Annotated in this window: 24 protein-coding genes; 10 read left to right on the top strand and 14 right to left on the bottom strand. The window is 61.7% G+C overall.

The genetic code is table 11. The features are described 5' to 3' along the window. The 3 genes from IP85_RS06245 to ileS all read right to left on the bottom strand — a co-directional run bounded on the left by IP85_RS06245 (position 1) and on the right by ileS (position 4,253). Positions 1 to 483: a GNAT family N-acetyltransferase gene (locus tag IP85_RS06245; protein ID WP_054148811.1), complete on the bottom strand. Its 483-nt coding sequence runs from the start codon at positions 481 to 483 to the stop codon at positions 1 to 3. Positions 484 to 551: 68 nt separating this feature from the next. Then, the gene (locus tag IP85_RS06240) at positions 552 to 1,184 is read right to left on the bottom strand and encodes a hypothetical protein (protein WP_054148810.1); all 633 of its coding nucleotides are present in this window, start codon (positions 1,182 to 1,184) and stop codon (positions 552 to 554) included. Positions 1,185 to 1,331: 147 nt separating this feature from the next. Then, positions 1,332 to 4,253, bottom strand: coding sequence for an isoleucine--tRNA ligase (ileS, locus tag IP85_RS06235; RefSeq protein WP_054148809.1), 2,922 nt, complete (start codon positions 4,251 to 4,253; stop codon positions 1,332 to 1,334). Positions 4,254 to 4,568: 315 nt separating this feature from the next. Here ileS and IP85_RS06230 point away from each other — a divergent pair, with 315 nt between their 5' ends. Together IP85_RS06230 and IP85_RS06225 are read left to right on the top strand one after the other, a co-directional pair. After that, positions 4,569 to 4,853: a hypothetical protein gene (locus IP85_RS06230; RefSeq protein ID WP_054148808.1), complete on the top strand. Its 285-nt coding sequence runs from the start codon at positions 4,569 to 4,571 to the stop codon at positions 4,851 to 4,853. Beyond that, complete coding sequence (locus IP85_RS06225; RefSeq protein WP_245280815.1) at positions 4,850 to 5,062, top strand: type II toxin-antitoxin system RelE/ParE family toxin; 213 nt, start codon at positions 4,850 to 4,852, stop codon at positions 5,060 to 5,062. The genes IP85_RS06230 and IP85_RS06225 overlap by 4 nt, the downstream gene beginning before the upstream one ends. Before the next feature lie 91 nt (positions 5,063 to 5,153). Here the strand turns inward: IP85_RS06225 and IP85_RS06220 are convergent, their stop codons facing one another. The 6 genes from IP85_RS06220 to chrA form a co-directional block, all read right to left on the bottom strand. After that, complete coding sequence (locus tag IP85_RS06220) at positions 5,154 to 5,393, bottom strand: BrnA antitoxin family protein (protein ID WP_054148807.1); 240 nt, start codon at positions 5,391 to 5,393, stop codon at positions 5,154 to 5,156. 103 nt (positions 5,394 to 5,496) lie between these two features. Then, positions 5,497 to 5,940, bottom strand: coding sequence for a DUF6691 family protein (locus tag IP85_RS06215; RefSeq protein ID WP_054148806.1), 444 nt, complete (start codon positions 5,938 to 5,940; stop codon positions 5,497 to 5,499). Next, positions 5,940 to 6,368 carry a hypothetical protein gene (locus IP85_RS06210; RefSeq protein ID WP_054148976.1) on the bottom strand — a complete coding sequence of 143 codons (429 nt, stop codon included), beginning with the start codon at positions 6,366 to 6,368 and terminating at the stop codon, positions 5,940 to 5,942. The genes IP85_RS06215 and IP85_RS06210 overlap by 1 nt, the downstream gene beginning before the upstream one ends. 106 nt (positions 6,369 to 6,474) lie before the next feature. Next, positions 6,475 to 7,455, bottom strand: a complete 981-nt coding sequence (locus IP85_RS06205) for a bifunctional riboflavin kinase/FAD synthetase (RefSeq protein ID WP_054148805.1) — start codon at positions 7,453 to 7,455, stop codon at positions 6,475 to 6,477. Between the two features lie 13 nt (positions 7,456 to 7,468). Beyond that, positions 7,469 to 8,317: a TIGR01459 family HAD-type hydrolase gene (locus IP85_RS06200; protein WP_054148804.1), complete on the bottom strand. Its 849-nt coding sequence runs from the start codon at positions 8,315 to 8,317 to the stop codon at positions 7,469 to 7,471. A 109-nt stretch (positions 8,318 to 8,426) separates the two neighbouring features. Further along, a complete protein-coding gene (gene chrA, locus IP85_RS06195; protein ID WP_054148803.1) occupies positions 8,427 to 9,782 on the bottom strand; it encodes a chromate efflux transporter in 1,356 nt (451 codons plus the stop codon). 151 nt (positions 9,783 to 9,933) lie between these two features. On the opposite strand from chrA, the gene groES reads away from it, so the two are divergent. The 3 genes from groES to IP85_RS06180 all read left to right on the top strand — a co-directional run bounded on the left by groES (position 9,934) and on the right by IP85_RS06180 (position 13,175). Next, positions 9,934 to 10,230: a co-chaperone GroES gene (groES, locus tag IP85_RS06190; RefSeq protein ID WP_054148802.1), complete on the top strand. Its 297-nt coding sequence runs from the start codon at positions 9,934 to 9,936 to the stop codon at positions 10,228 to 10,230. A gap of 70 nt (positions 10,231 to 10,300) precedes the next feature. Then, a complete protein-coding gene (gene groL / locus IP85_RS06185) occupies positions 10,301 to 11,941 on the top strand; it encodes a chaperonin GroEL (RefSeq protein WP_054148801.1) in 1,641 nt (546 codons plus the stop codon). Between the two features lie 835 nt (positions 11,942 to 12,776). Continuing rightward, positions 12,777 to 13,175, top strand: a complete 399-nt coding sequence (locus tag IP85_RS06180; protein WP_245280814.1) for a hypothetical protein — start codon at positions 12,777 to 12,779, stop codon at positions 13,173 to 13,175. 54 nt (positions 13,176 to 13,229) lie between these two features. On the opposite strand, the gene IP85_RS06175 is transcribed toward IP85_RS06180, so the two are convergent. Further along, the gene (locus IP85_RS06175; protein ID WP_054148799.1) at positions 13,230 to 13,937 is read right to left on the bottom strand and encodes a glutathione binding-like protein; all 708 of its coding nucleotides are present in this window, start codon (positions 13,935 to 13,937) and stop codon (positions 13,230 to 13,232) included. A 223-nt stretch (positions 13,938 to 14,160) separates the two neighbouring features. Between IP85_RS06175 and IP85_RS06170 the strand changes: the two genes are divergently transcribed. Further along, positions 14,161 to 14,610 (top strand): DoxX family protein, encoded by a 450-nt coding sequence (locus IP85_RS06170; RefSeq protein WP_054148798.1) that lies wholly within the window; start codon positions 14,161 to 14,163, stop codon positions 14,608 to 14,610. 74 nt (positions 14,611 to 14,684) lie between these two features. Here IP85_RS06170 and IP85_RS06165 read toward each other — a convergent pair whose 3' ends face one another. The 4 genes from IP85_RS06165 to hisS form a co-directional block, all read right to left on the bottom strand. Then, positions 14,685 to 15,284, bottom strand: a complete 600-nt coding sequence (locus tag IP85_RS06165; RefSeq protein ID WP_054148797.1) for a class I SAM-dependent methyltransferase — start codon at positions 15,282 to 15,284, stop codon at positions 14,685 to 14,687. Between the two features lie 7 nt (positions 15,285 to 15,291). Further along, a complete protein-coding gene (hisG, locus tag IP85_RS06160; RefSeq protein ID WP_054148796.1) occupies positions 15,292 to 15,987 on the bottom strand; it encodes an ATP phosphoribosyltransferase in 696 nt (231 codons plus the stop codon). Beyond that, positions 15,984 to 17,105: an ATP phosphoribosyltransferase regulatory subunit gene (locus tag IP85_RS06155; RefSeq protein WP_054148795.1), complete on the bottom strand. Its 1,122-nt coding sequence runs from the start codon at positions 17,103 to 17,105 to the stop codon at positions 15,984 to 15,986. The genes hisG and IP85_RS06155 overlap by 4 nt, the downstream gene beginning before the upstream one ends. 205 nt (positions 17,106 to 17,310) lie before the next feature. After that, a complete protein-coding gene (hisS, locus tag IP85_RS06150; RefSeq protein WP_054148794.1) occupies positions 17,311 to 18,828 on the bottom strand; it encodes a histidine--tRNA ligase in 1,518 nt (505 codons plus the stop codon). 153 nt (positions 18,829 to 18,981) lie between these two features. Between hisS and IP85_RS06145 the strand changes: the two genes are divergently transcribed. The 4 genes from IP85_RS06145 to IP85_RS06130 are packed head-to-tail and all read left to right on the top strand — an operon-like array spanning position 18,982 to position 20,661. Next, a complete protein-coding gene (locus IP85_RS06145; protein WP_054148793.1) occupies positions 18,982 to 19,209 on the top strand; it encodes a hypothetical protein in 228 nt (75 codons plus the stop codon). Next, positions 19,193 to 19,462, top strand: a complete 270-nt coding sequence (locus tag IP85_RS06140) for a type II toxin-antitoxin system RelE/ParE family toxin (protein ID WP_054148792.1) — start codon at positions 19,193 to 19,195, stop codon at positions 19,460 to 19,462. The genes IP85_RS06145 and IP85_RS06140 overlap by 17 nt, the downstream gene beginning before the upstream one ends. 3 nt (positions 19,463 to 19,465) lie before the next feature. Beyond that, the gene (locus tag IP85_RS06135; protein WP_054148791.1) at positions 19,466 to 20,212 is read left to right on the top strand and encodes a hypothetical protein; all 747 of its coding nucleotides are present in this window, start codon (positions 19,466 to 19,468) and stop codon (positions 20,210 to 20,212) included. Then, positions 20,209 to 20,661, top strand: a complete 453-nt coding sequence (locus tag IP85_RS06130) for a hypothetical protein (protein WP_054148790.1) — start codon at positions 20,209 to 20,211, stop codon at positions 20,659 to 20,661. Before IP85_RS06135 ends, IP85_RS06130 begins: the two co-directional genes overlap by 4 nt. Positions 20,662 to 20,696: the final 35 nt, after the last annotated feature.

The raw sequence follows: 20,696 nt of genomic DNA, 5'->3' as shown, positions 1-20,696 counted from the left end.
TCACTCGGCGCCGGCAAAGGCTTTCAGCTTGTCGCCGGCCAGGCGGTAGCGGATCCATTCGTTCTGCGGCTCGGCACCGACAGCGTCGTAGACGCGAATGGCAGGTTCGTTCCAGTCGAGCACGCTCCATTCGAAGCGGCCGCAGCCTTTCGCCACCGCAACCTTTGCCAAATACCGGAGCAGAAGCTTGCCGGCGCCTGATCCGCGGTGATCGGGCGAAACATAGAGATCCTCAAGATAAAGGCCGTTTTTCGCCTGCCAGGTGGAATAGCTGTAGAACCAGACGGCAAAACCCGCCGGGCGTCCATCATGCTCCAGGATCACCGCTTCGGTGACCGAGCGCTCGCCGAAGATCGAGGCGCGGATCGTTTCCTCCGTCGCCTCCACCTCGTGCCCCGCCTTTTCATAGACGGCAAGTTCGGTGATGAAGCCGAGAATGATCGCGGCATCGTCTGGAGTTGCTGGACGGATGGTAAAGGACATGGGTCTACCTCAAGCAAAAGGGCAGGTCGTTTCCGCCCTGCCCTGAAATTCACGATGTCGGAGAAAACTTACTGGAAGGGCATCCACCAGGAGCTGCCCTGACGCGCTGCCTTGGCTTCGGCCTTGCGGCGCTTTTCCTTCTTCAGTTCCGGCTCGCCCAGATCGCTCAGAGCCACGTCCTGGGTCTGACGATATTCGGTCGGCGGATCGGAGAGAAGACGACGCTGGTCGATATAGGCGCCCTTCTGCAGCGCGCGCGCATCACGGAAGGCCTGCCATTTCTGGGTCTCGGTCATCGTGCCGGCCGTGCCGTAACCGGCAAGCAACGGCGAGCGATAACGCGGGTTGTCGGCATTGGCATCCGCCTCGGCAACGAGACGTTCGCGGGCCTCTTCCGGCGATTCAACCCATTCAGGATTATTCTCGCGGCTGGCAACCGACTGCTGCGGCGCGACGAGCCCGGCCGTCTGCGCACCACCCGGCGGCAGCACGAGATCCGGACGCGGATTGTACTTGGTGCCCTTGTTGGCGGGCTCGCGCGGCGCGAGCGACACGGCCGAGCCGACGTCGTCCACCAGCTGCTCCATCGCCGTCTTGTCGGTGCCATAGGTCGGGCTGCCGACGCAGCCGGACAAGCCTGCCGTGACGCCGAAGAGGCCAGCCAGACCGAGGCCAACTCTGAACAGATATGCCGAATTCATGAATGCCTACCAGCCTCGCCGCAGTTTCATCAGTCATGCCGAATGCTAGCGACCAGCCCTGCCGGTCGATTTCGGCCAATTTCAGGCAGTTTTACCGGATGACCCGCAAAAGCGCAAATCATCCGGTCACATTTCCTCAACCTGCCCTTACCCGGCCGTCTGAGCGAGTTCGCGCAGCGCCTGAGCATCACGGGCCGAGACGTCAGGATAGTCAGGATCGGAACCGACATCCCTAGTGATCTTCCAGGAGCGGGCGCACTTGGTGCCTTCGGCAAGCTTCGGCTCAACAGCGACCTTGGTGCCATCGTCCAGACGGAAGGCTTGATCAGGGCCTTCACCCGAGACAACCTGGATATCCGAGGTGATGCAGATCTCGGCGAAGTCGAGACCGTCGAGCGCCTTCAGGAGCTCGGCATCCGCCACATGGACGACCGGGGCTGCTTCCAGCGAGGAGCCGATGCGCTTTTCCTTGCGCTCGATTTCCAGGGCACCGGTGACGGCACGGCGCACGGTGCGCACGCCCTTCCACTTTTCGGCGACCGCCTCGTTCGACCAATCGGCTGGAACCGTCGGGAACTGCTCGAGATGCACTGATACGGCCTTGGGATCACGGCTGAGCCAGGCCTCTTCCGTCGTGAACGGCATCATCGGGGCAAACCAGAGGACCAGGCAATCAAAGAGCTTGCGGATGACGAAGAGCGCAGAGCGGCGCTTCAGGCTCGACGGGGCGTCGCAGTAAAGCGTGTCCTTGCGGATGTCGAAGTAAAAGGCAGAGAGCTCGACATTGGCGAAGTCCGACAAAGCGCGGACGATGCGCTTGAAGTCGAATTCGTCGTAACCCTTGCGGACGATCTGATCGAGCTCGGACAGGCGATGCAGCATCAGCTTTTCGAGTTCCGGCAGGTCTGCATAGGCGATCTCGTCGCCATGGTCATGGGCGAGCGTGCCGAGCATCCAACGAACCGTGTTGCGGATCTTGCGGTAGCTGTCGATATTGGTCTGGATGATCGTCTTGCCGAGGCGCTGATCTTCCCAGTAGTCGGTGTTCATGACCCAGAGACGCAGGATATCGGCGCCGGATTCCTTCATCACATCCTGCGGCGTCACGGTGTTGCCGAGCGACTTCGACATCTTGCGGCCGTCTTCCGCCATCGTAAACCCGTGGGTGACGACAGCATTGTAGGGCGCGCGGCCACGGGTGGCGCAGCTTTCGAGAAGCGACGAATGGAACCAGCCGCGATGCTGGTCGGAGCCTTCCAGATAGACGTCGGCCGGCCATTTCAGGTCCGGGCGATCTTCCAGCGTGAAGGTGTGGGTCGAGCCCGAGTCGAACCAGACGTCGAGGATGTCAGTGACCATCTGCCACTTTTCGCCGTCATGCTCGCCGGCCAGGAAACGGTCCTTGGCGCCTTCGGCGAACCAGGCATCGGCACCTTCGACTTCGAAGGCTTCGAGGATGCGGGCGTTGACCTTTTCGTCCTGCAGCACATTGCCTTCCGCATCGGCAAAGACGCAGATCGGCACGCCCCATGCTCTTTGACGAGAAAGAACCCAGTCCGGGCGCTGCTCGATCATGGCGCGCAGACGGTTCTGGCCACCAGCGGGGACGAAACGGGTCTGGTCGATGGCCGAGAGCGCGCGGCTGCGCAGCGTCGTGCCGTCGCCTAGTTCCTTGTCCATGTAGACGAACCACTGCGGCGTGTTGCGGAAGATGACCGGCTTCTTGGAGCGCCAGGAATGGGGATATTCGTGCTTGATGCGGCCACGGGCAAACAGGTTGTTCGCCTTGATCAGCGCGTCCATGACGCGCTTGTTGGCGTCGCCCTTCTTGCCGTTATCGTCGAGCACGCGGGCGGCTCCACCTTCGGCCGAGGGGCCGAAACCGGGGGCGTCTTCGGTGTAGAAGCCGGCGTCATCTACGGTGAAGGGAATCTTGGTGTCAACGCCCTTGAAGCGAGCCTTCTCCATCCAGATGTCAAAGTCTTCGCGACCATGACCAGGCGCTGTATGTACGAAGCCAGTACCGGCATCGTCGGACACATGATCGCCGTCCAGGAGCGGAACAGTGAAGGTGTACCCTCCGCCAAATCCGTCCAACGGGTGCTTGCAGTTCACTCCATCAAGCTCCGCTGCGCTCAAATCGCGCACGAGCTTCAGCTTAACTTTTGCCTTTCCAGCGCATTCATCAGCTAGCCGCTTCGCAAAGATGAGTCTTTCACCCGGTTGGGGGCCGAAATCATTCACTGCCTCGGTGACCTCGTACAGGCCGTATTCGATCTTTGAGGAGAAGGAGATCGCGCGGTTGCCCGGAATGGTCCAAGGCGTGGTCGTCCAAATCACCACCGAAGCCCCCAACAAATCCGTCATTTGTTGACCATCTCTTACGACGAAACTGACGGGGAACTTCACCCAGATCGTGTCGCTCTCGACTTCGGCATATTCCACTTCGGCTTCCGCCAGCGCCGTGCGCTCGACGACCGACCACATGATCGGCTTGGAGCCGCGATAGAGCTGGCCGGACATGGCAATTTTCAAGAGTTCGCCGGCGATGCGGGCTTCCGAATGGAAGGCCATGGTCGTGTAGGGATTGTCGAAATCGCCCTCGATGCCGAGGCGGCGGAACTCATCCGACTGGATGTTGATCCAGCCTTGAGCGAAGTCGCGGCATTCCCGACGGAATTCGTTGACCGGGACTTCGTTCTTGTCCTTGCCCTTTTCGCGATACTTTTCCTCGATCTTCCACTCGATCGGTAGGCCGTGGCAGTCCCAGCCGGGCACGTAATTCGAGTCAAAGCCGCGCATCTGGAACGAGCGGGTGATGACGTCCTTCAGCACCTTGTTCAGCGCATGGCCGATATGGATGTTGCCGTTGGCATAGGGCGGGCCGTCATGCAGGACGAATTTCTCGCGGCCGGCGGCGGAGGCGCGCAGGCGCTTGTAGAGGTCCATCGACTTCCACTTTGCCGCCATTTCCGGCTCCTTCTGGGGAAGGCCGGCGCGCATCGGGAATTCGGTTTCGGGCAGATAGAGGGTCTTGGAGTAGTCGGGTTTTTCAGGGGTATCGGTCATGGATCAGCCATCGGATGGGGCAACCTCAAGCGGTCGCGGAATTATGTCATGGATTGGCGGCAAGCGGGCGATGGGCTTGAAACCCAGCGCCAAAAACCCGGACCTTCCCGCAGCTCTTCAAGCCGCCGGGAGGGCCGGGCCAATAATTCGAATGATCCGGGCCGCCGAAAGATACGTCATGGCCGCGTTCTTTAGGGGTTTTTCGCGCCAAAAGGAAGGGGCAAGATGGGCGAGATGGACAGGTCGACGGGACATGCCTAGACTGTGTTCATCACCCCATGTCAGCGGGCCACACAGGATCAGGGCGGAGATGGCATGACACGCAAAGCGCAGCTCCAGGTCCACCTAGACGCCAAGCTCGCCAATGATTTTGCTGCTGCGATCACAACCGCACAGACGTCGGAAAGCGAAGTTCTGCGGGAAATGGTGCAGGATTATGTCGAACGGCAGAAGGTCGACAGCAACTATCGTCAATTTTTGGAGGACAAGGTTGCGCGTGGTCGCGACGAAGTGGCAGCAGGAGAGGCCGTCGCGGTGGACGATGCCGAGCGGATGTTTGCGGAGCGCAGGGACCTGGCTCTCAAAGCGAGCCGCTCATGATCGTTCGATGGACGCGCCAGGCCATTCGTGACCGCGCTTCCATCTTCGACTACCTCGTGGCGAAGAATCCGCTGGCCGCACTGTCCATCGACCACAGCTTCGAACAGGCTGCCATCCAGCTTGGCCAATTTCCCCATGCCGGCAAAAATCGGCCTGATCCCTGGCACCCGCGAACTTCCGCCGCATCCCAGCTATCGTCTCATTTATGAGGTGACTAACGGCTAGCTGGCCATCCTCGCGATCGTCCATACCTCACGGCAATGGCCACCGACTGGCCGCGACTGACGCAAACCGCCGCTTTTACTCGCTGCCGTCTGCCTCGATGACCGCACGCAAGGCATCGTTGATGCGGTCCTGCCAGCCGGGGCCGTCCTTCTGGAAATGGGCGAGCACTGCGCTGTCGAGCTTGATCGAGACGAGTTCTTTGACGTCCGGTGCCGAGCGGCGCTCGACCACCGGGGCTGCCGGCTTTTTCACGGGTTTGAACAGGGCCTCGGCCGCATCCTTCGGGTTCACGGGTCTGCGCGGCGTCATGGCCATAGGGTGCCTTTCGGGCTGTCTGAAGTGATTTGCTGGGCCGCACTAGGCGTCAATGCGGCCAAGGCGTCAAGCGGTGTTGGCCGACCTTGCCACCGGGCACTGCTCAGCCTGACCGTGAAAGGTCGGCGAAGAAATCTGCCCTGGCGAGCCTGCGGGCGATCAGAATGCCGACGAGCAGGGCGGCCACGAAGATGGCGGCCGAGGCGTGGCCGAGGCCGAGTGCGGGGATCGAGGCGCCGGGGCAAAAGCCGGCAATGCCCCAGCCAATGCCGAAGACGGCCGAGCCGCCGATCAGCCGCGCATCGATCGCCTTTGCCTTGGGCAGGCGAAAGCTCTGGTCGAAGAGCGGCTTCTCGCGCATCCGGAAGAGGATCGCATAGCCGGGGGCGGCAACAGAGAGAGCACCGGCCATGACGAAGGCGAGGCTCGGGTCGAAGCTGCCAGCGAAGTCGAAGAAGTTCAGCACCTTGGCGGGGTTCGCCATGCCGGAAAGGGCGATGCCCGTTCCGAAGAGGGCACCGATGAGGAAGACCAGGAGCAAACGCATCAGATCGCGCCTCCAAAGACGTGACGGATGACGAAGACGGTGAGCACGGCGAATGCCATGAAGGTGGCGGTTGCTGCAATCGAGCGACGCGACAGGCGCGCCATGCCGCAAATGCCGTGGCCCGAGGTGCAGCCGGAGCCGAAGGTGACGCCGATGCCAGCAATCAGGCCGCCGATCACGAGAGCCGTGGTCGAAACCGGAACCGAATACTCGACCTCGTAACCGCCGAGCGTCAGGGCAAGCGGCGCAAGAATTGCCCCGGCGAGGAAGGCGGCCTTCCACGACCAGTCGGAACCGAGCGGCGGCAGGATGCCGCCAATGATGGCGGTCATGCCGGCAATCCGGCCCCAAGTGAGCATCAAGAGGAGCGCCGAGAGGCCGATCAGCAGACCACCGGCAAAGGACATCAGGGGGGTGAATTCGGTCAAGATAAACTCCGGAATTGCCGTTTCGAGACGGGGCATTAATCACATAGGCGCATCCATATGTGAGGCAATACCGGGCGGCAATTCAAATCGGCGAGACCGAGTTGCCTCAGAACGCGATGGCGGCGTCGAGGGCGCCAATTGGCTTGACGCCTGAGAGCAGCGCCCTCGCCTCGTCCGCATCCTTGCGGATCTGTGCCACCAGCGGATCAAGCCCATCGAACTTCCATTCGTCGCGCAGGAAGCCGAAGAGCGAGACCGAACAGATCTCACCGTAGAGATCGCCGGCGAAATCGAAGACGAAGGTTTCGAGCCAGGGGTCACCATTGCTGGTGACGGTCGGGCGATAGCCGAAGCTTGCGACGCCATCACGAATGATGCCATCGGGACGGCGGAAACGGACGGCGTAGATGCCGGGCTTGAGCGTTGCTTCCGGCGGGAGATGCATGTTGGCTGTCGGGAAGCCGAGCGTGCGGCCGAGCTGCTGGCCCTTCATGATTTCCGCCTCGACCGTATAGCGATAGCCGAGGAGACCGGCCGCCTGGGCGACATCGCCGTCGGCGATAAGGCCGCGGATGCGGCTTGAGGAAATGACCTCGGTTCCCTCGTCGCGGAAGGCATCGACTAGACAGACACCAAAGCCGTGACGACTGCCGGCCTGCATGAGATAGGCGGGGCCGCCTTCCCTGCCCTTGCCGAAATGGAAATCGAAGCCGGTCACGACTTCTTTTGCACCCAGCCAGTCGCCCAGGATCGACTGGACGAAATCCTCGGCCGAGCGCTGCGAGAACTCCCGATCAAAGGGATATTCGATGACCGAATGGAAGCCCATGGCTTCCAGGATGCGGGCGCGAAGAGGCGGCGGCGTCAGACGGAAAACCGGCTTGTCGGGGTTGAAGACAGTGCGCGGATGCGGCTCGAAGGTGAGGACCAAGGCGGGAACGCCAAGCGCTTCCGCGCGCTCCAGCGCACGGCTCAAGACTGCCTGATGACCGCGATGCACGCCATCGAAATTGCCGATTGCGACCACGCCACCGCGCAGGGCTGATGGCAGCGGTTCTTTCTTCTCATTGCGGTGAAAGACGGTCATCGCAGGTCCCGCCTCATGCCAGCCTGTGCATCCAGTATTGCGGCGCGACCTTCTCGCGGTCGAGGAAGAGCTTGAGCCGGGCCTCGTCGGTCACATTGTTCGTCGCGTAGTCGGCGGCGTGGATGCCGCCCGAGATGTAGAGAAGGTCGATGCCTGCATCCACCGCGCCCTTGACGTCGGTCGGCATGCCGTCGCCGATGGCGAGCACGCGGGACTTGTCGAACTCGCCGCGAGCTTCGCGGGCAGCCGCCAGCGTCGCGTCATAAATCGGGCTGTGGGGCTTGCCGGCAATGCGGGTCTCGCCGCCGAGTGCGGTGTAGAAGGCAGCGACTGCGCCAGCGCAAGGGATGATGCGGTGGCCACGCTCGACCACGAGATCGGGATTGGCGCAGATAAACGGCACCTTGCGGGCGACGAAGGCGGTCAGCATGTCGCGATAATCTTCCGGCGTCTCGACTTCATCGTCGAAGAAACCGGTGCAGACGACGCAATCGGCTTCTTCCTTTGACACCACCTCGACGTCGAGACCGTCGAAGAGCGGCATGTCACGCTCGGGGCCGAGCAGGAAAACCTTCTTCGGGCCGGCGGCAATCAGTGTCCGAGTCACGTCACCCGAGGTGACAATGCGGTCATAGGCGGTATCCGGCACGCCAATGGCGCGCAATTGCGGGATGACGCCGATGGCCGGTCGGGGCGAGTTGGTGATCAGCACCACCGTCAGCCCCTTTTCGCGCGCCGCCGTCAGCGCTTCGCCGGCAAGCGGAAAGGCATCGATGCCGTTGTGCAGCACGCCCCAGACATCACAGAGAATGACGTCATAGGAGCCGGTCACGTCGCCGAGGGTGGAAATGCTGCGGGTCATCGTCTGTCCTGACTGGTCAAAGTGTGACCGGTGACATGGCAAAGGACGGGCGGCAAGGCAAGGGGCAAGCGTGATGGAGATCGAAATTGCTCCGGCTTCTCGCCCCGCTTCAGAGCAGGAAACGCGCCGCAAGGCCAAGCGCTGCGGCGGCCAGAAGCGTCTTGCCGATGCCAAGGTGGAAGCGGAAGATCATCACTGCAGAGAGGACGGCGATGACCAATGCCTGCCAGTCGAGGGTCGACCACACGGGTTGGGGTACCGATAGCGTGAGTGGTCCGAAACTGGCGATCTTGGTCGGTTCCACCTGCATGAAGATCACGTGCAGCGCGAACCAGACCGCCAGGTTGAGGATGACGCCGACCACGGCAGCGGTGATGGCGGAGAGCGCTGCGCTGAGGAGCCGATTGCCGCGCAGTCGCTCGATGTAGGGGGCGCCGGCGAAGATCCAGATGAAGCTTGGGATGAAGGTGGCCCAGGCGGCGATCAGGCCGCCGAGGAGACCGCCAATCAACGGGTCGAGCCCGCCGCTTTCGCGGAAGCCGGCGAGAAAGCCGACATAGGAGAGCACGAGCACCAGCGGTCCTGGCGTCGTTTCCGCCAGCGCCAGGCCATCGAGCATTTCGCCGGGTTTCAGCCAGGCATAGTGATCGACGGCGACCTGGGCGACATAGGCGAGCACAGCATAGGCGCCGCCGAAGGTGACGAGCGCCATCTTCGAGAAGAAGGTCTGGATTTCGGGAAGTGCCGTTTCCGGCAGCAGCAGCCACAGAAGTGGCAGGGGTGCGAGCCAGACGGCGACCCAGAAGAGGAGCGTTGCGAGTTGGCTGAACAGAGGCGGACGGACGCCAATCTCTTGCGAGATCTCTTCCGCCGCAGATGACGCGCCCCGCGCATGGAGCAGGCCGATCAGAGCAGCCGCAAGCACGACGAGGGGGAACGGCACCGAGAAGAGGAAAAGGGCAAGGAATGCACCTGCGGCCAGCCATCGGTGGAAGCTTGTCTTCAGGGCCCGCTTGCCGATGCGGATGACGGCTTCCACGACGATTGCAAGCACTGCGGCCTTCAGGCCGAAGAACAGGCCGGCGACAAGGCTCGCCTCCTGATAGAGCGCATAGAGCGTCGAGAGGCCTAGGATGACGGCGAGGCCTGGCAGAACGAAAAGAAGGCCGGCAACGATGCCGCCGCGCACGCCATGCAGGAGCCACCCGATATAGGTAGCAAGCTGCTGCGCTTCTGGGCCTGGCAGCAGCATGCAGTAGTTCAGGGCATGGAGATAACGGGCCTCGTCGACCCAGCGTTTTTCCTCGACGCAGATTTTATGCATCAGCGCGATCTGCGCCGCCGGGCCGCCGAAGGACATCAGGCCGATACGGGCGAAGGCGGAGACGAGCTCTGAGAAAGAAGGCGAAAGTGGAGGATCGATGGCCGCACTGCTTGTGTGAATGTCGGTGGATTTCGCCGGCATGCAGCAGTCCCTTTTTTCACGAGCGAGCTTGACTCGTCCGCAGGCTGTTCTTATCTCAGCCTCGCTGGCACTCTCCAGGGGGGAGTGCTAACAAATTCCGATGCGATGCCCTCCAGGGATCGCGAGTGTCATTTGATCGAGGGATTAGACAATGGCAAGCACCAATTTCCGTCCGCTGCACGACCGCGTTGTAGTCAAGCGCGTCGAGTCCGAAGAAAAGACCAAGGGCGGCATCATCATTCCTGACACTGCCAAGGAAAAGCCGGCTGAAGGCGAAGTCATCGCTGTTGGCCCGGGCGCCCGCGACGAAAGCGGCAAGCAGGTTGCTCTCGACGTCAAGGTCGGCGACCGCGTCCTGTTCGGCAAGTGGTCCGGCACCGAGGTCAAGCTCGATGGCGTTGACCTGCTGATCATGAAGGAAGCCGACATCATGGGCGTCATCGGCTGATTTCAGCACGATCACCCCTCTTCCTTTTTAACCAATTCACCAATGGGCTAGACGCCCGGGAGTTTTGACAATGGCTGCTAAAGAAATCAAGTTTGGCCGCACCGCGCGCGAAAAGATGCTGCATGGCGTCGACATCCTCGCAGACGCCGTGAAGGTAACGCTCGGCCCGAAGGGTCGTAACGTCATCATCGACAAGTCCTTCGGCGCACCGCGCATCACCAAGGACGGCGTATCGGTCGCCAAGGAAATCGAACTGGAAGACAAGTTCGAGAACATGGGCGCCCAGATGGTCCGCGAAGTTGCTTCGAAGACCAACGACATCGCCGGTGACGGCACCACGACCGCAACCGTTCTTGCCCAGGCCATCGTTCGCGAAGGCAACAAGGCCGTTGCTGCCGGCATGAACCCGATGGACCTGAAGCGCGGTATCGATCTGGCCGTTCTCGAAGTCGTCAAGGACCTCCAGGCCAAGGCCAAGAAGATCTCGACTTCGGAAGAAGTTGCCCAGGTCGGCACGATCTCGGCCAATGGCGACACGCAGGTCGGCAAGGACATTGCCGAAGCCATGCAGAAGGTCGGCAACGAAGGTGTTATCACCGTCGAAGAAGCCAAGACCGCTGAAACCGAACTCGAAGTCGTCGAAGGCATGCAGTTCGACCGCGGCTACCTGTCGCCTTACTTCGTGACCAACCCGGAAAAGATGGTCGCCGATCTCGACGACGCCTACATCCTCCTGCACGAAAAGAAGCTCTCGAACCTCCAGGCCATGCTGCCGGTTCTCGAAGCCGTCGTACAGACCGGCAAGCCGCTCGTCATCATCGCTGAAGACGTCGAAGGCGAAGCGCTTGCTACGCTCGTCGTCAACAAGCTGCGTGGCGGCCTGAAGATCGCTGCCGTCAAGGCTCCTGGCTTCGGCGATCGCCGCAAAGCCATGCTGGAAGACATCGCCATCCTGTCGGGCGGCACTGTCATCTCGGAAGACCTCGGCATCAAGCTCGAGTCTGTTACCCTCGACATGCTCGGCCGCGCCAAGAAGGTCTCGATCACCAAGGAAAACACCACCATCGTTGATGGTGCTGGCCAGAAGTCGGACATCGAAGGTCGCGTTGCCCAGATCAAGGCGCAGATCGAAGAAACCTCTTCGGACTACGACCGCGAAAAGCTGCAGGAACGTCTTGCCAAGCTCGCTGGCGGCGTCGCCGTCATCCGCGTTGGCGGCTCGACCGAGATCGAAGTCAAGGAACGCAAGGACCGCATCGACGACGCGCTGAACGCAACGCGCGCCGCCGTTCAGGAAGGCATCGTACCGGGCGGTGGTACCGCTCTGCTGCGTTCTTCCACGAAGATCACCGTCAAGGGTGCAAACGACGACCAGGAAGCCGGCATCAACATCGTTCGCCGCGCTCTCCAGTCGCTGGTTCGCCAGATCGCCACCAACGCTGGTGACGAAGCTTCGATCATCGTCGGCAAGATCCTCGACAAGAACGAAGAGAACTACGGCTACAACGCCCAGACCGGCGAATTCGGCGACATGATCGCCATGGGTATCGTCGATCCGGTCAAGGTTGTCCGTACGGCTCTGCAGAACGCAGCTTCGGTTGCTTCGCTGCTGATCACGACCGAAGCCATGATTGCCGAGCTTCCGAAGAAGGAATCTGCTGGCGGCATGCCGGGCGGCATGGGCGGTATGGGCGGCATGGACATGATGTAAGACCCATCGGGTCTTACCATCGGGTCCATCAAAGCCGCCCATCACTCTAAGTGGTTCAGCGCGTCAAGCGCGCTGAACAGGCGGCATGGACATGATGTAAGACCCATCGGGTCTGACATCTGAGCCATCCGGTTCAGTCTTTCGGAAGGGCGGCCCTCGGGCCGCCCTTTTGCTTGGGTGCCGCGCAAATGCCCAAAATTGGAGCGGCGACTATTGGCTCAGTGCGCTTGACACAAAACTGTCCCCTACTTCATGGTACGCACAATCACTCGGAAGAAGTGCCCCCTAACGGGAATGACCTCTTCTCTTAAAGCTCTTATTTTATTTTATTCTAATATTTGTCTATATTGCATGGCTCAAGAGTCTTGTGCCAAATTCAGACATGAGCCGTTTTCAGGCGAAATAAATCATGGTATCCATTCTATTACTTCCGGGGCACTCAACGTGTTCTTCTTTGACCTTCTTGTGGGGGAAGGTCGAAAACCTGGCGGGTGCAGCAAGCGTCGCCACGGTCAAAGACATGGCTGCGGTCGGATCAATATGCGGCGATTGACTTCGTCCAGGTCTGTCGGTCGGTCGGCCGCCGGATCTGGATCACGATGCTGTGCAGGCTCGATCAGGGGCGAGTGGGCACAGTGATTGCGGTGGCCGATTTCACCGCGCGATGACCTGAGAGGCGGGATCGTTCTTTCGGGGGGTGCCGGCCGAGGCCGGATGGGGTTCGGCTGCGGGGTTCACACACTTCGGGCCGGGGAAATTGGGGCCAGCGCTGGCTATCGACTTGGGGAACGCCTTGTTCAAAATAGCAAATGCCAATCTTGCGACCACCTTCAGGGTGAGCGAACAGGATGGAAACGGCCTGCTGGGGCAGCACGCCTGCCGCTTCGGGCTGTCCGAGGACTGGACGGGCGACCTGACCAACGGCCTGCTGAAACTCGGGAACCATGCACGCAACCTGCATGGCCTCGAAAACCATGAATGCGGCCTGCTGACCGTGATGCGCTGCTATGATCAGGCCGATCGCGGCCACATCCTTCGACTGTTCGAGCAGGCGGCCACGCAGCCGTCGCGCTTCTGCTATTCGACGACCATCGTGGCGGGCGCACAGCACCGGCAACCGGTGTTCTGCATCGGCGAATCCTCCGGATTCGAAGGCAGCGGCGGCAACATGGTCGGGCTGTTCATCTTCCCGCGTTTCCAACTGCCAACGACAGCATCCGTCATGCCGAGCTGAGCGCTCGCAGAGATACGAGAGAAGGCGCCGCGTCCGGCACCTTCTCTCATATAGTCAGTCTCGCGCCGGAATGTTCAACCCCTTCTGGCTTGCGGGACGCGCTTCGGCACGCGCCCACCAGTCAAGCACTTGCGGGAAGTCGGCAAGGCCGAGATCGGTTTCACCGGCATAGAAGATCTTGAGCGCACGCACCCAAGGCCATGTGGCGATATCGGCGATCGTATAGTCCTCGCCCGTCAACCACTGCCCCTTTTCGAGCTGAGCCTCCAGCACGCCCAGCAAGCGACGGGTCTCGTCACGGTAGCGCTCCGCCGGATAGGGATTGTTCTTCACCTTGTCGGCGGCGAACTTATAGAAGTGGCCATACTGGCCGAACATCGGCCCGACACCGCCCATCTGGAACATCAACCATTGCAGGACCTTGTAACGGGCAGCCCCGTCCTTGGGCAGCAACTTGCCAGTCTTGTCCGCGAGGTAGATCAGGATCGCGCCGGATTCAAAGATGCCGATCGGCTTGCCGTCCGGGCCATTGGGGTCGATCAGGGCCGGTATGCGACCATTCGGATTGAGCGAGACGAATTCAGGGCTCTTCTGCGCGTTACTGCCGAAATCCACCAGATGCGGCTCATAAGGGAGGCCGAGCTCTTCCAGAGCGATGGAGACCTTCACACCGTTCGGCGTCGGCAGGGAATAGAGCTGGATAATGCCGGGATCGGCGGGCGGCCATTTGGCGGTGATGGGAAAGGTCGAAAGATCTGCCATGGGGGAGGCTCCTTTGCGGTTTGAACAGGACAGAGGTAGGGAGCGCGGGTGGCGGCGGAAAGGGTTCGCGGAGAACGAAACCGCCGTGAGCGTTTCATTTTTGTGAACGATCAGTCAAAGACTGTTTACCTATGCCTGCGACAAAAAAGCATGCATCAAGGCGGCACTGACTGAGGCCGCCACCGATGGGGGTTTCAGCGTCAACGCTCAACGGAGTTCCCCCATGTCCGCGACCAATAACGGCCTTCTCGTTCTCGTCCGTATCCTTCTCTCCTTCATGTTCATCATGTCCGGCTTCGGCAAGCTGACCGATCCGGCCGGCACTGCCGGCATGATCTCCGGCGCCGGCCTGCCTGCCGCCGACCTCCTGGCCTATGCCGCCGGCCTCTATGAGCTGGTTGCCGGTCTCTTCATCCTCGTTGGCTTCCAGACCAAGGTCACTGCCTGGACCATCGCACTCTTCTGTGTGTTCACCGGTCTCGTCTTCCATTCCGGTACGGTTGCCATCGAAGGCTGGCCGGAAGGTGCTCTCGGCTGGATCAACACGCTGAACCAGATCATGATGATGAAGAACATCACGCTGGCCGGCGGCTATATCGCGCTCGCCATCGTCGGCGCCGGCGCCTACTCGCTCGACGCCCGCCGCGGTTCGGCCCAGGCCGTCGCTGCCTGATATCCCTGCCCCACAAGGCAAAAAGAAACCCGCTGGAGCGATCCGGCGGTTTTTTTTCGTGTCTGCATTTCCAACTAAGACCTTTGCGTCAGCCAGACTGTCGCGCCACCGCATAAGGGATCTTCGACCACATGTCGCAGGACCACAAAGCCGTTTTCCGACAGGAGGGACCGATACTCTTCGGGATCGAGGCTCGCGTGATAGAGTGGCTCGCCCTCAAACTCGCCGATTGCCACACCGGCTACCGGTCCCGATGTGAACATCAGGGTGCCGCCGCTGGCCGCATGTGATGCGAAGCGCGGAAACATGGCCCGCTGGGCATCGGGCGTGAGATGGAAGAAGCTGTGCCAGGCCACGATCGCCTCGAATGTCCGACCGAGGGACAGATCCCGCATGTCGCCCACCCGCCAGTCATGCGCCGGGAACCTCTCACGGCAAAGACGGATCAGAGGTTCGGAAACGTCCAACCCGGTGACGAGAAAGCCCCGGTCGATCAGATCCGCGGCGATGGGTTCGCCGGAGCCGCATCCGAGGTCGAGCACATGGGCACCGGGCTGCAACGGCGCGACAAGGAGGTCCAACCAGGGACGCTCGAAGCCGTCCTTTCCCCGCACGCGATCAAAGGCCTCAGCGTGACGCGCATATAATCCGGGGATGGCATCCGCGTGTGACATGGGGCCCTCAGAGCACGCCGCGCACAGCCTCGATGATGCGGCCGATCATGGGATTACCGTCATGCTCGGGCTTCCTTGCCCGCACGAGGCAAGCTTCGGAGCGCAGGATCACACCGTCGGACAGTACCTTCAGGTGGTTGGCGCGCAGCGTCGAACCGGTCGAGGTGATGTCCACGATGATGTCGGCTTGGCCGGCGGCGGGAGCGCCTTCGGTAGCACCTAAGCTCTCGACGATGCGATAAAGCTGGATGCCATGACTCCCTGAAAAATGCTGCTGCGTCAGGCGCCAGTATTTGGTGGCGATGGCCAGGCGCCGGCCATGGCGGGTGCGGAATTCGGCGGCGACATCGCCGAGGTCGGCCATGGTGTCGACGTCGTACCAGACCTCGGGAACGGCAACGATGACATCGGCATGGCCGAAGCCGAGGCGGGCGGAGATTTCGACACGGGCGTCTGCTTCCGCCAGACCTTCGCGGATCAGGTCTTCGCCGGTGACGCCGAAATCGACGGTGCCATTGCCGATCTCGCGCGAGATTTCGGAGGCCGAGAGATAGGCGATCTCGACATCGTCGAAGCCTTCGACGCGGCCGCGATAGGAGCGGTCATTGCCAACGGCGACGATCTTCATGCCGGCCTTTTCGAAGATGGCGGAGGCATCGTCCTTCATGCGGCCCTTGGAGGGCAGACCGATGGTGATGGTCATGACGCGCTCCTCTCGCTCTCAATTCGATCCAGCCAAAGCGAGAAGCCGACGGCCGGGATACGTGTCTCGGCGCCGAGAAGCGTCAGCAGCCGGTCGAAGCGGCCACCACCGGCGAGGACTGCGGACCTGCCCTGGACAGCCACCTCGAAGACGAGGCCGGTGTAATAGTCGAGCGGGCGACCGAAGGCGGCGCGGTAGGTGATCAGGTCGAGATCGACGCCGGTGCTGGCGAGTGCCGCAACGCGCTCGTCGAAGCGGCTGAGAGCTTGCCCGAGCTTCAGGCCGGCGGCATCAGCAAAACCGGCAAGGGCTGCCGAGGCATCGGCGAGCGGCAATTCGAGCGAGAGGAATTCACGCAGGAGCAGGAGGGCCGCACCATCGAGCCGCGTCTCCGAGAGCTCCAGCTTCTCCTTCAGGCGACGGGCGATTTCGGCGGGCGTGCGGCTGGCATTGGTGAGATAGCCGGTTTCCTGCATGGTCGTATCGATATGGGCGATCAGGGCGTTCTGGTCGCCGCTTGCGAGCAGGGCGGAAACCTCTGGGTCGAGCCCTGAAACCGGCGTCGGGGTCGCAAGCCGGCGCAGGAGTTGGTCGATCTGATCGGGATTGCCAAAGGCCTGGATCAGGCGCTTCTGCCAGCCGGCCGGCAGGCCGAGAGCCTTGACCACGGCTTCGAAGACGGACTGGTCGCCGAGGGTGACGGCAAGCGGCTTTGTCGGCAGCAGGCGGGTGAGGATGGCGACGCTATCGGCAATCGCCCGAGCGTCGGCAGCAGCGGTTGCGATGTCGCCGAGATCTTCGATGCCGGCCTGGTAGAATTCCTGCGGGCCTTCGCGGCGCTGGCGGAAGACCTCGCCGAGATAGGCATAACGCTTCGGGGTACCGGTAGCGGTTTCGATGTGGCGCAGGCAGACGGGGATGGTGAATTCCGGGCGCAGGCAGAGGCCTTCGCCGCGCTCATTTTCGGTGAGGAAAATGCGCCGGCGCAGATCCTCGCCCGCCATGTCGAGGAAGGGGGCAGCCGGCTGGATCACGGGCGTGTCCACCCGCGTGGTGCCGCGCGAGACGAATTCCTGCAGGATGGTGCCGGCGAAATCGGGCATGTCGGTCAGGGGCATGGGGAAGGTCCTGCGAGTGCGGTTAGCTGCCCCTCATCCCCGGCGCAAAATTTGCGCCTGACCTGCCGGCACCTTCTCCCCGCAAGCGGGGAGAAGACGAAAACCGCAGCGTATAGACCAGACGCCGTCAGCGCCTGGGGCACGTCCCCTCTCCCCGCTTGCGGGGAGAGGGTTAGGGTGAGGGGCAAGCTTCGCATAGGGTGCTTTATCCCTTCGCCCGACGACGATCTTCCGCCTGGGCGGACAGGATTTCCTTGACCTTGGCGACCAGATCCGCCTCGGCCACGACGTCCTGGGCAACGCGGGCCTCGCGCCATTCGGCGTTGTCGGTGATTTCGCCGGAGAGACGCTTGCCCTCGATCAGGTCCTTGATTTGCACGACGCCTTGCGCGCGCTCATCACCACCCTGAATGATGGCGATGGGGGCGCCGCGGCGGTCGGCATATTTCAGCTGGTTGCCGAACTTCTTCCAGTTGCCCTGGTACATTTCCGCGCGGATGCCGGCATTGCGCAGGTCCTGCGTGAACTTCTGGTAGCGGCCCATGCTTTCGACATCGCCATCCATGACTGTGACGAGGACCGGGCCAAGCACGTCGTCCTGGCCGAGCTTGCCGAGGTTCTTCAGCGCCGTCATCAGACGCGAGACGCCGATGGAAAAGCCCGTGGCCGGCACCGGCTGGCCCATGAAGCGCGAGACCAGGCCATCGTAGCGACCACCGCCGCCGACCGAGCCGAAGACGACCTTTTCGCCCTTTTCATTGGTGACGTCGAAGGTGAGTTCGGCTTCGTAGACGGGGCCGGTATAGTATTCGAGGCCGCGGACGACAGAGGGGTCGATCTTGATCCGGGTCGCATCGTAGCCGGCGCCCGCAACAAGTGCGCCGATCATGTTCAGCTCCTCGACGCCCTCTTCGCCCTTGGATGTTCCGGCAACGAGAGCGGCAAGTTCGGCTGCGCTTTCGGCATAGGACTTGATGCCCACGAAAAAGAGGACTTTGGCGATCTGGTCTTCGTTCAAGCCAGCGCCCTTCGTGAAGTCGCCAGACTCATCCTTGCGGCCTTCGCCGAGCAACAGCCTCACGCCTTCCGGGCCGAACTTGTCGAGCTTGTCGATCGCCCGCAGCACGTTCAGCCTACGCCCAGCATTCTCCTCGCCGCCGAGGCCAATCGCTTCCATGACGCCGTCGAGAACCTTGCGGTTGTTGACGCGGATGACATAGTCGCCGCGCTTGATGCCGAGGGCTTCCAGCGTGTCGGCCATCATCATGCACATCTCGGCATCGGACTGGACGCCCGGCGCGCCGACGGTATCGGCATCGAACTGCATGAACTGGCGGAAACGGCCCGGGCCCGGCTTCTCGTTGCGGAAGACATAGCCGGCGCGATAGGTGCGGAACGGCAGCTGGATTTCCTGGAAGTTCTCCGCGACATGACGGGCCATCGGTGCCGTCAAGTCGTAGCGCAGCGACATCCACTGGTCGTCGTCGTCCTGCAGCGAAAAGACGCCTTCGTTCGGGCGGTCGCTGTCGGGAAGGAACTTGCCGAGCGCATCGGTGTATTCAAAGAGCGGGGTCTCGATCGGGTCGAAGCCGTAGCGCTCATAGACCTCGCGGATGGTCTCCATCATCTGGTTGGCGGCACGGATATCGGCAGCCTCGCGATCGACGAAACCGCGCGGTAGGCGGGCCTTCAGCTTCTGGGGCTTCTTGTTCTTATCGCTCATGATGACAACCGGAATTTCGTTTCAAAAAGGTGCCGGTGTCTTAGAGGATCAAGGATTTGGCGGCAAGGGCGAAGGCGGGCGGGGACGAGGCCCGATGCTGGAAAATGGGTGTGTTCGGTGGTATGTTTGCACGCGAAACCAGAGGTTGGACCGATGAACAAACGCGTTACCATCCAAATTCCGGATGATCTGTATCGGGTTATTTCCCGGTATGGAGACCTTCATGGGCTCGATCCGGATGACTACGCGACGATGGCGCTGCAGCGACATCTGGAGGACCTCCAGGATATCGCCGCCGCAGAAGCGGCGATGAAGGCCATTCAGAGCGGTGAAGACCGCGTTGTGAGTTCGAAAGAATTCTGGCATGGCCTGGACGATTGAGTATCGCCAGCAAGTTCGGAAATCACTGGAAAAACTTGACCCGGTTTCTCGCAAGCGCATCCGGAAATTCCCAGAAGAGCGCGTGGCAGGGCTCGATGATCCCAGACAAATCGCCGATCGCCTGCAGGGCTCTGAGCTGGGTCAGTTCTGGCGTTACCGTGTTGGCGACTACCGCATCATCTGCGATATCCAGGACGGCAAACTCATCGTGCTTGTGGTCGAGATCGGCCATCGCAGCACCGTCTATCGGTAAGACATGATCCTTGAAGCTCTGAATTACGCCGCGACATGGCCGCTGACCTCGGCTGGCCATCGTCCGTTCATCCGTTCCTCCGTCAATCTCTGGGCGCGTGCCAATCGCTGTCGTGCGGCGTGGGCCGAGCACGAGCGCCGGACGAAGGCGGCCATTCTCGAGGCTGCGCAGGCGTGCCGGCAGCGGCGGACGGTGGTGGTGCTCGGTTCCGGGCTGTTGCGGGATGTGCCAGTGACCGAGCTTTCACGGCTGTTCGACACGGTGGTGCTGGTCGATCTCGTGCATCTGGCGAGCGTAAGAAGCTGGCTCACGGTCAAGCGGCTGAAGAATATCCGGCTGATCGAGCGGGATCTTTCCGGGCTGGATGCGCTGCTTGCCGGCCAGCCTTTGGAGCCGCTCGCGTTTCTCCGACAGGTGCCCTATCTCGATCTCGTCGTCTCAGCCAATCTGCTGTCGCAGATCGGGATCGGCATGAGCCGGCGTCTCGAAGGTCACGCCGAGGAAGAAGCGCTGATCCGTCAGGCGATCGCCGCGCATGTAGAGGGGCTGGCACAGGTTTCGGCCGAGACCTGCCTCGTGACAGACGTGAGCTGCACCGTAAACGACCGCTCCGGAGCTGTGCAGGAGACTGTAGACCTGATGCACGGCGTCGATACCGGCGCAGCTCGGGAGCGTTGGGACTGGCCGGTGGTTCCCTTCGGTGAGGAAAGCCGCGACTATCAGATCGTGCATCACGTGATTGCGCATTGAGCGGCGGCACTGTCGGCCTTGTATTCGCCTCGATCCAGCATCATCTTCATCGCATGCAATTGCTCGCCCGCCTCCTGCTGCTGATCGCGGCTTTCGCCTATGGCACCATGCCGATGACCGGCATGTCGGTGATGGCAATGCCCGTGGCACATGCGATGGACGCCAGCGATCCGCATGGGACGGTTTCCGCACCCAAGATCCAAGACATGGTCGATGTCGATTGTCCTCATTCGGTCAGCCGTATGACGGTTGCCGATGGTGGTGATGCTAGTGAGCACAGCTCCAAGCCGATGAAGATAAGCTGGCATTGCTCAGCCTGTCTGACGCTGCCGGCCCTTCCCGTCGTTGCCGACAGCGGAAAGCCGGCGCGCGCCGCCGAAGCAGCCACTCTTGCGCCAAGGCTCGTGTCACAGCTGATGGCACCGCAGACGCCCCCTCCCCGCGCCTGATCCGATGACACCGCGCGGCCTTTGGCTTCGCGCAT

The organism is Rhizobium sp. AAP116, from assembly GCF_001295785.1.
Classification (GTDB): domain Bacteria; phylum Pseudomonadota; class Alphaproteobacteria; order Rhizobiales; family Rhizobiaceae; genus Allorhizobium.
The sequence above is the reverse complement of the archived record's forward strand: the minus strand, read 5'-3'. Positions and strand labels throughout refer to the sequence as shown.

Bases quoted from the DNA above. Each gene is read 5' to 3' on its own strand.
- IP85_RS06245 (WP_054148811.1), bottom strand. From the start codon at position 483: ATGTCCTTTACCATCCGTCCAGCAACTCCAGACGATGCCGCGATCATT.
- IP85_RS06240 (WP_054148810.1), bottom strand. From the start codon at position 1,184: ATGAATTCGGCATATCTGTTCAGAGTTGGCCTCGGTCTGGCTGGCCTC.
- ileS (WP_054148809.1), bottom strand. From the start codon at position 4,253: ATGACCGATACCCCTGAAAAACCCGACTACTCCAAGACCCTCTATCTG.
- IP85_RS06230 (WP_054148808.1), top strand. From the start codon at position 4,569: ATGACACGCAAAGCGCAGCTCCAGGTCCACCTAGACGCCAAGCTCGCC.
- IP85_RS06225 (WP_245280815.1), top strand. From the start codon at position 4,850: ATGATCGTTCGATGGACGCGCCAGGCCATTCGTGACCGCGCTTCCATC.
- IP85_RS06220 (WP_054148807.1), bottom strand. From the start codon at position 5,393: ATGGCCATGACGCCGCGCAGACCCGTGAACCCGAAGGATGCGGCCGAG.
- IP85_RS06215 (WP_054148806.1), bottom strand. From the start codon at position 5,940: ATGCGTTTGCTCCTGGTCTTCCTCATCGGTGCCCTCTTCGGAACGGGC.
- IP85_RS06205 (WP_054148805.1), bottom strand. From the start codon at position 7,455: ATGACCGTCTTTCACCGCAATGAGAAGAAAGAACCGCTGCCATCAGCC.
- IP85_RS06200 (WP_054148804.1), bottom strand. From the start codon at position 8,317: ATGACCCGCAGCATTTCCACCCTCGGCGACGTGACCGGCTCCTATGAC.
- chrA (WP_054148803.1), bottom strand. From the start codon at position 9,782: ATGCCGGCGAAATCCACCGACATTCACACAAGCAGTGCGGCCATCGAT.
- groES (WP_054148802.1), top strand. From the start codon at position 9,934: ATGGCAAGCACCAATTTCCGTCCGCTGCACGACCGCGTTGTAGTCAAG.
- groL (WP_054148801.1), top strand. From the start codon at position 10,301: ATGGCTGCTAAAGAAATCAAGTTTGGCCGCACCGCGCGCGAAAAGATG.
- IP85_RS06175 (WP_054148799.1), bottom strand. From the start codon at position 13,937: ATGGCAGATCTTTCGACCTTTCCCATCACCGCCAAATGGCCGCCCGCC.
- IP85_RS06170 (WP_054148798.1), top strand. From the start codon at position 14,161: ATGTCCGCGACCAATAACGGCCTTCTCGTTCTCGTCCGTATCCTTCTC.
- IP85_RS06165 (WP_054148797.1), bottom strand. From the start codon at position 15,284: ATGTCACACGCGGATGCCATCCCCGGATTATATGCGCGTCACGCTGAG.
- hisG (WP_054148796.1), bottom strand. From the start codon at position 15,987: ATGACCATCACCATCGGTCTGCCCTCCAAGGGCCGCATGAAGGACGAT.
- IP85_RS06155 (WP_054148795.1), bottom strand. From the start codon at position 17,105: ATGCCCCTGACCGACATGCCCGATTTCGCCGGCACCATCCTGCAGGAA.
- hisS (WP_054148794.1), bottom strand. From the start codon at position 18,828: ATGAGCGATAAGAACAAGAAGCCCCAGAAGCTGAAGGCCCGCCTACCG.
- IP85_RS06145 (WP_054148793.1), top strand. From the start codon at position 18,982: ATGAACAAACGCGTTACCATCCAAATTCCGGATGATCTGTATCGGGTT.
- IP85_RS06140 (WP_054148792.1), top strand. From the start codon at position 19,193: ATGGCCTGGACGATTGAGTATCGCCAGCAAGTTCGGAAATCACTGGAA.
- IP85_RS06135 (WP_054148791.1), top strand. From the start codon at position 19,466: ATGATCCTTGAAGCTCTGAATTACGCCGCGACATGGCCGCTGACCTCG.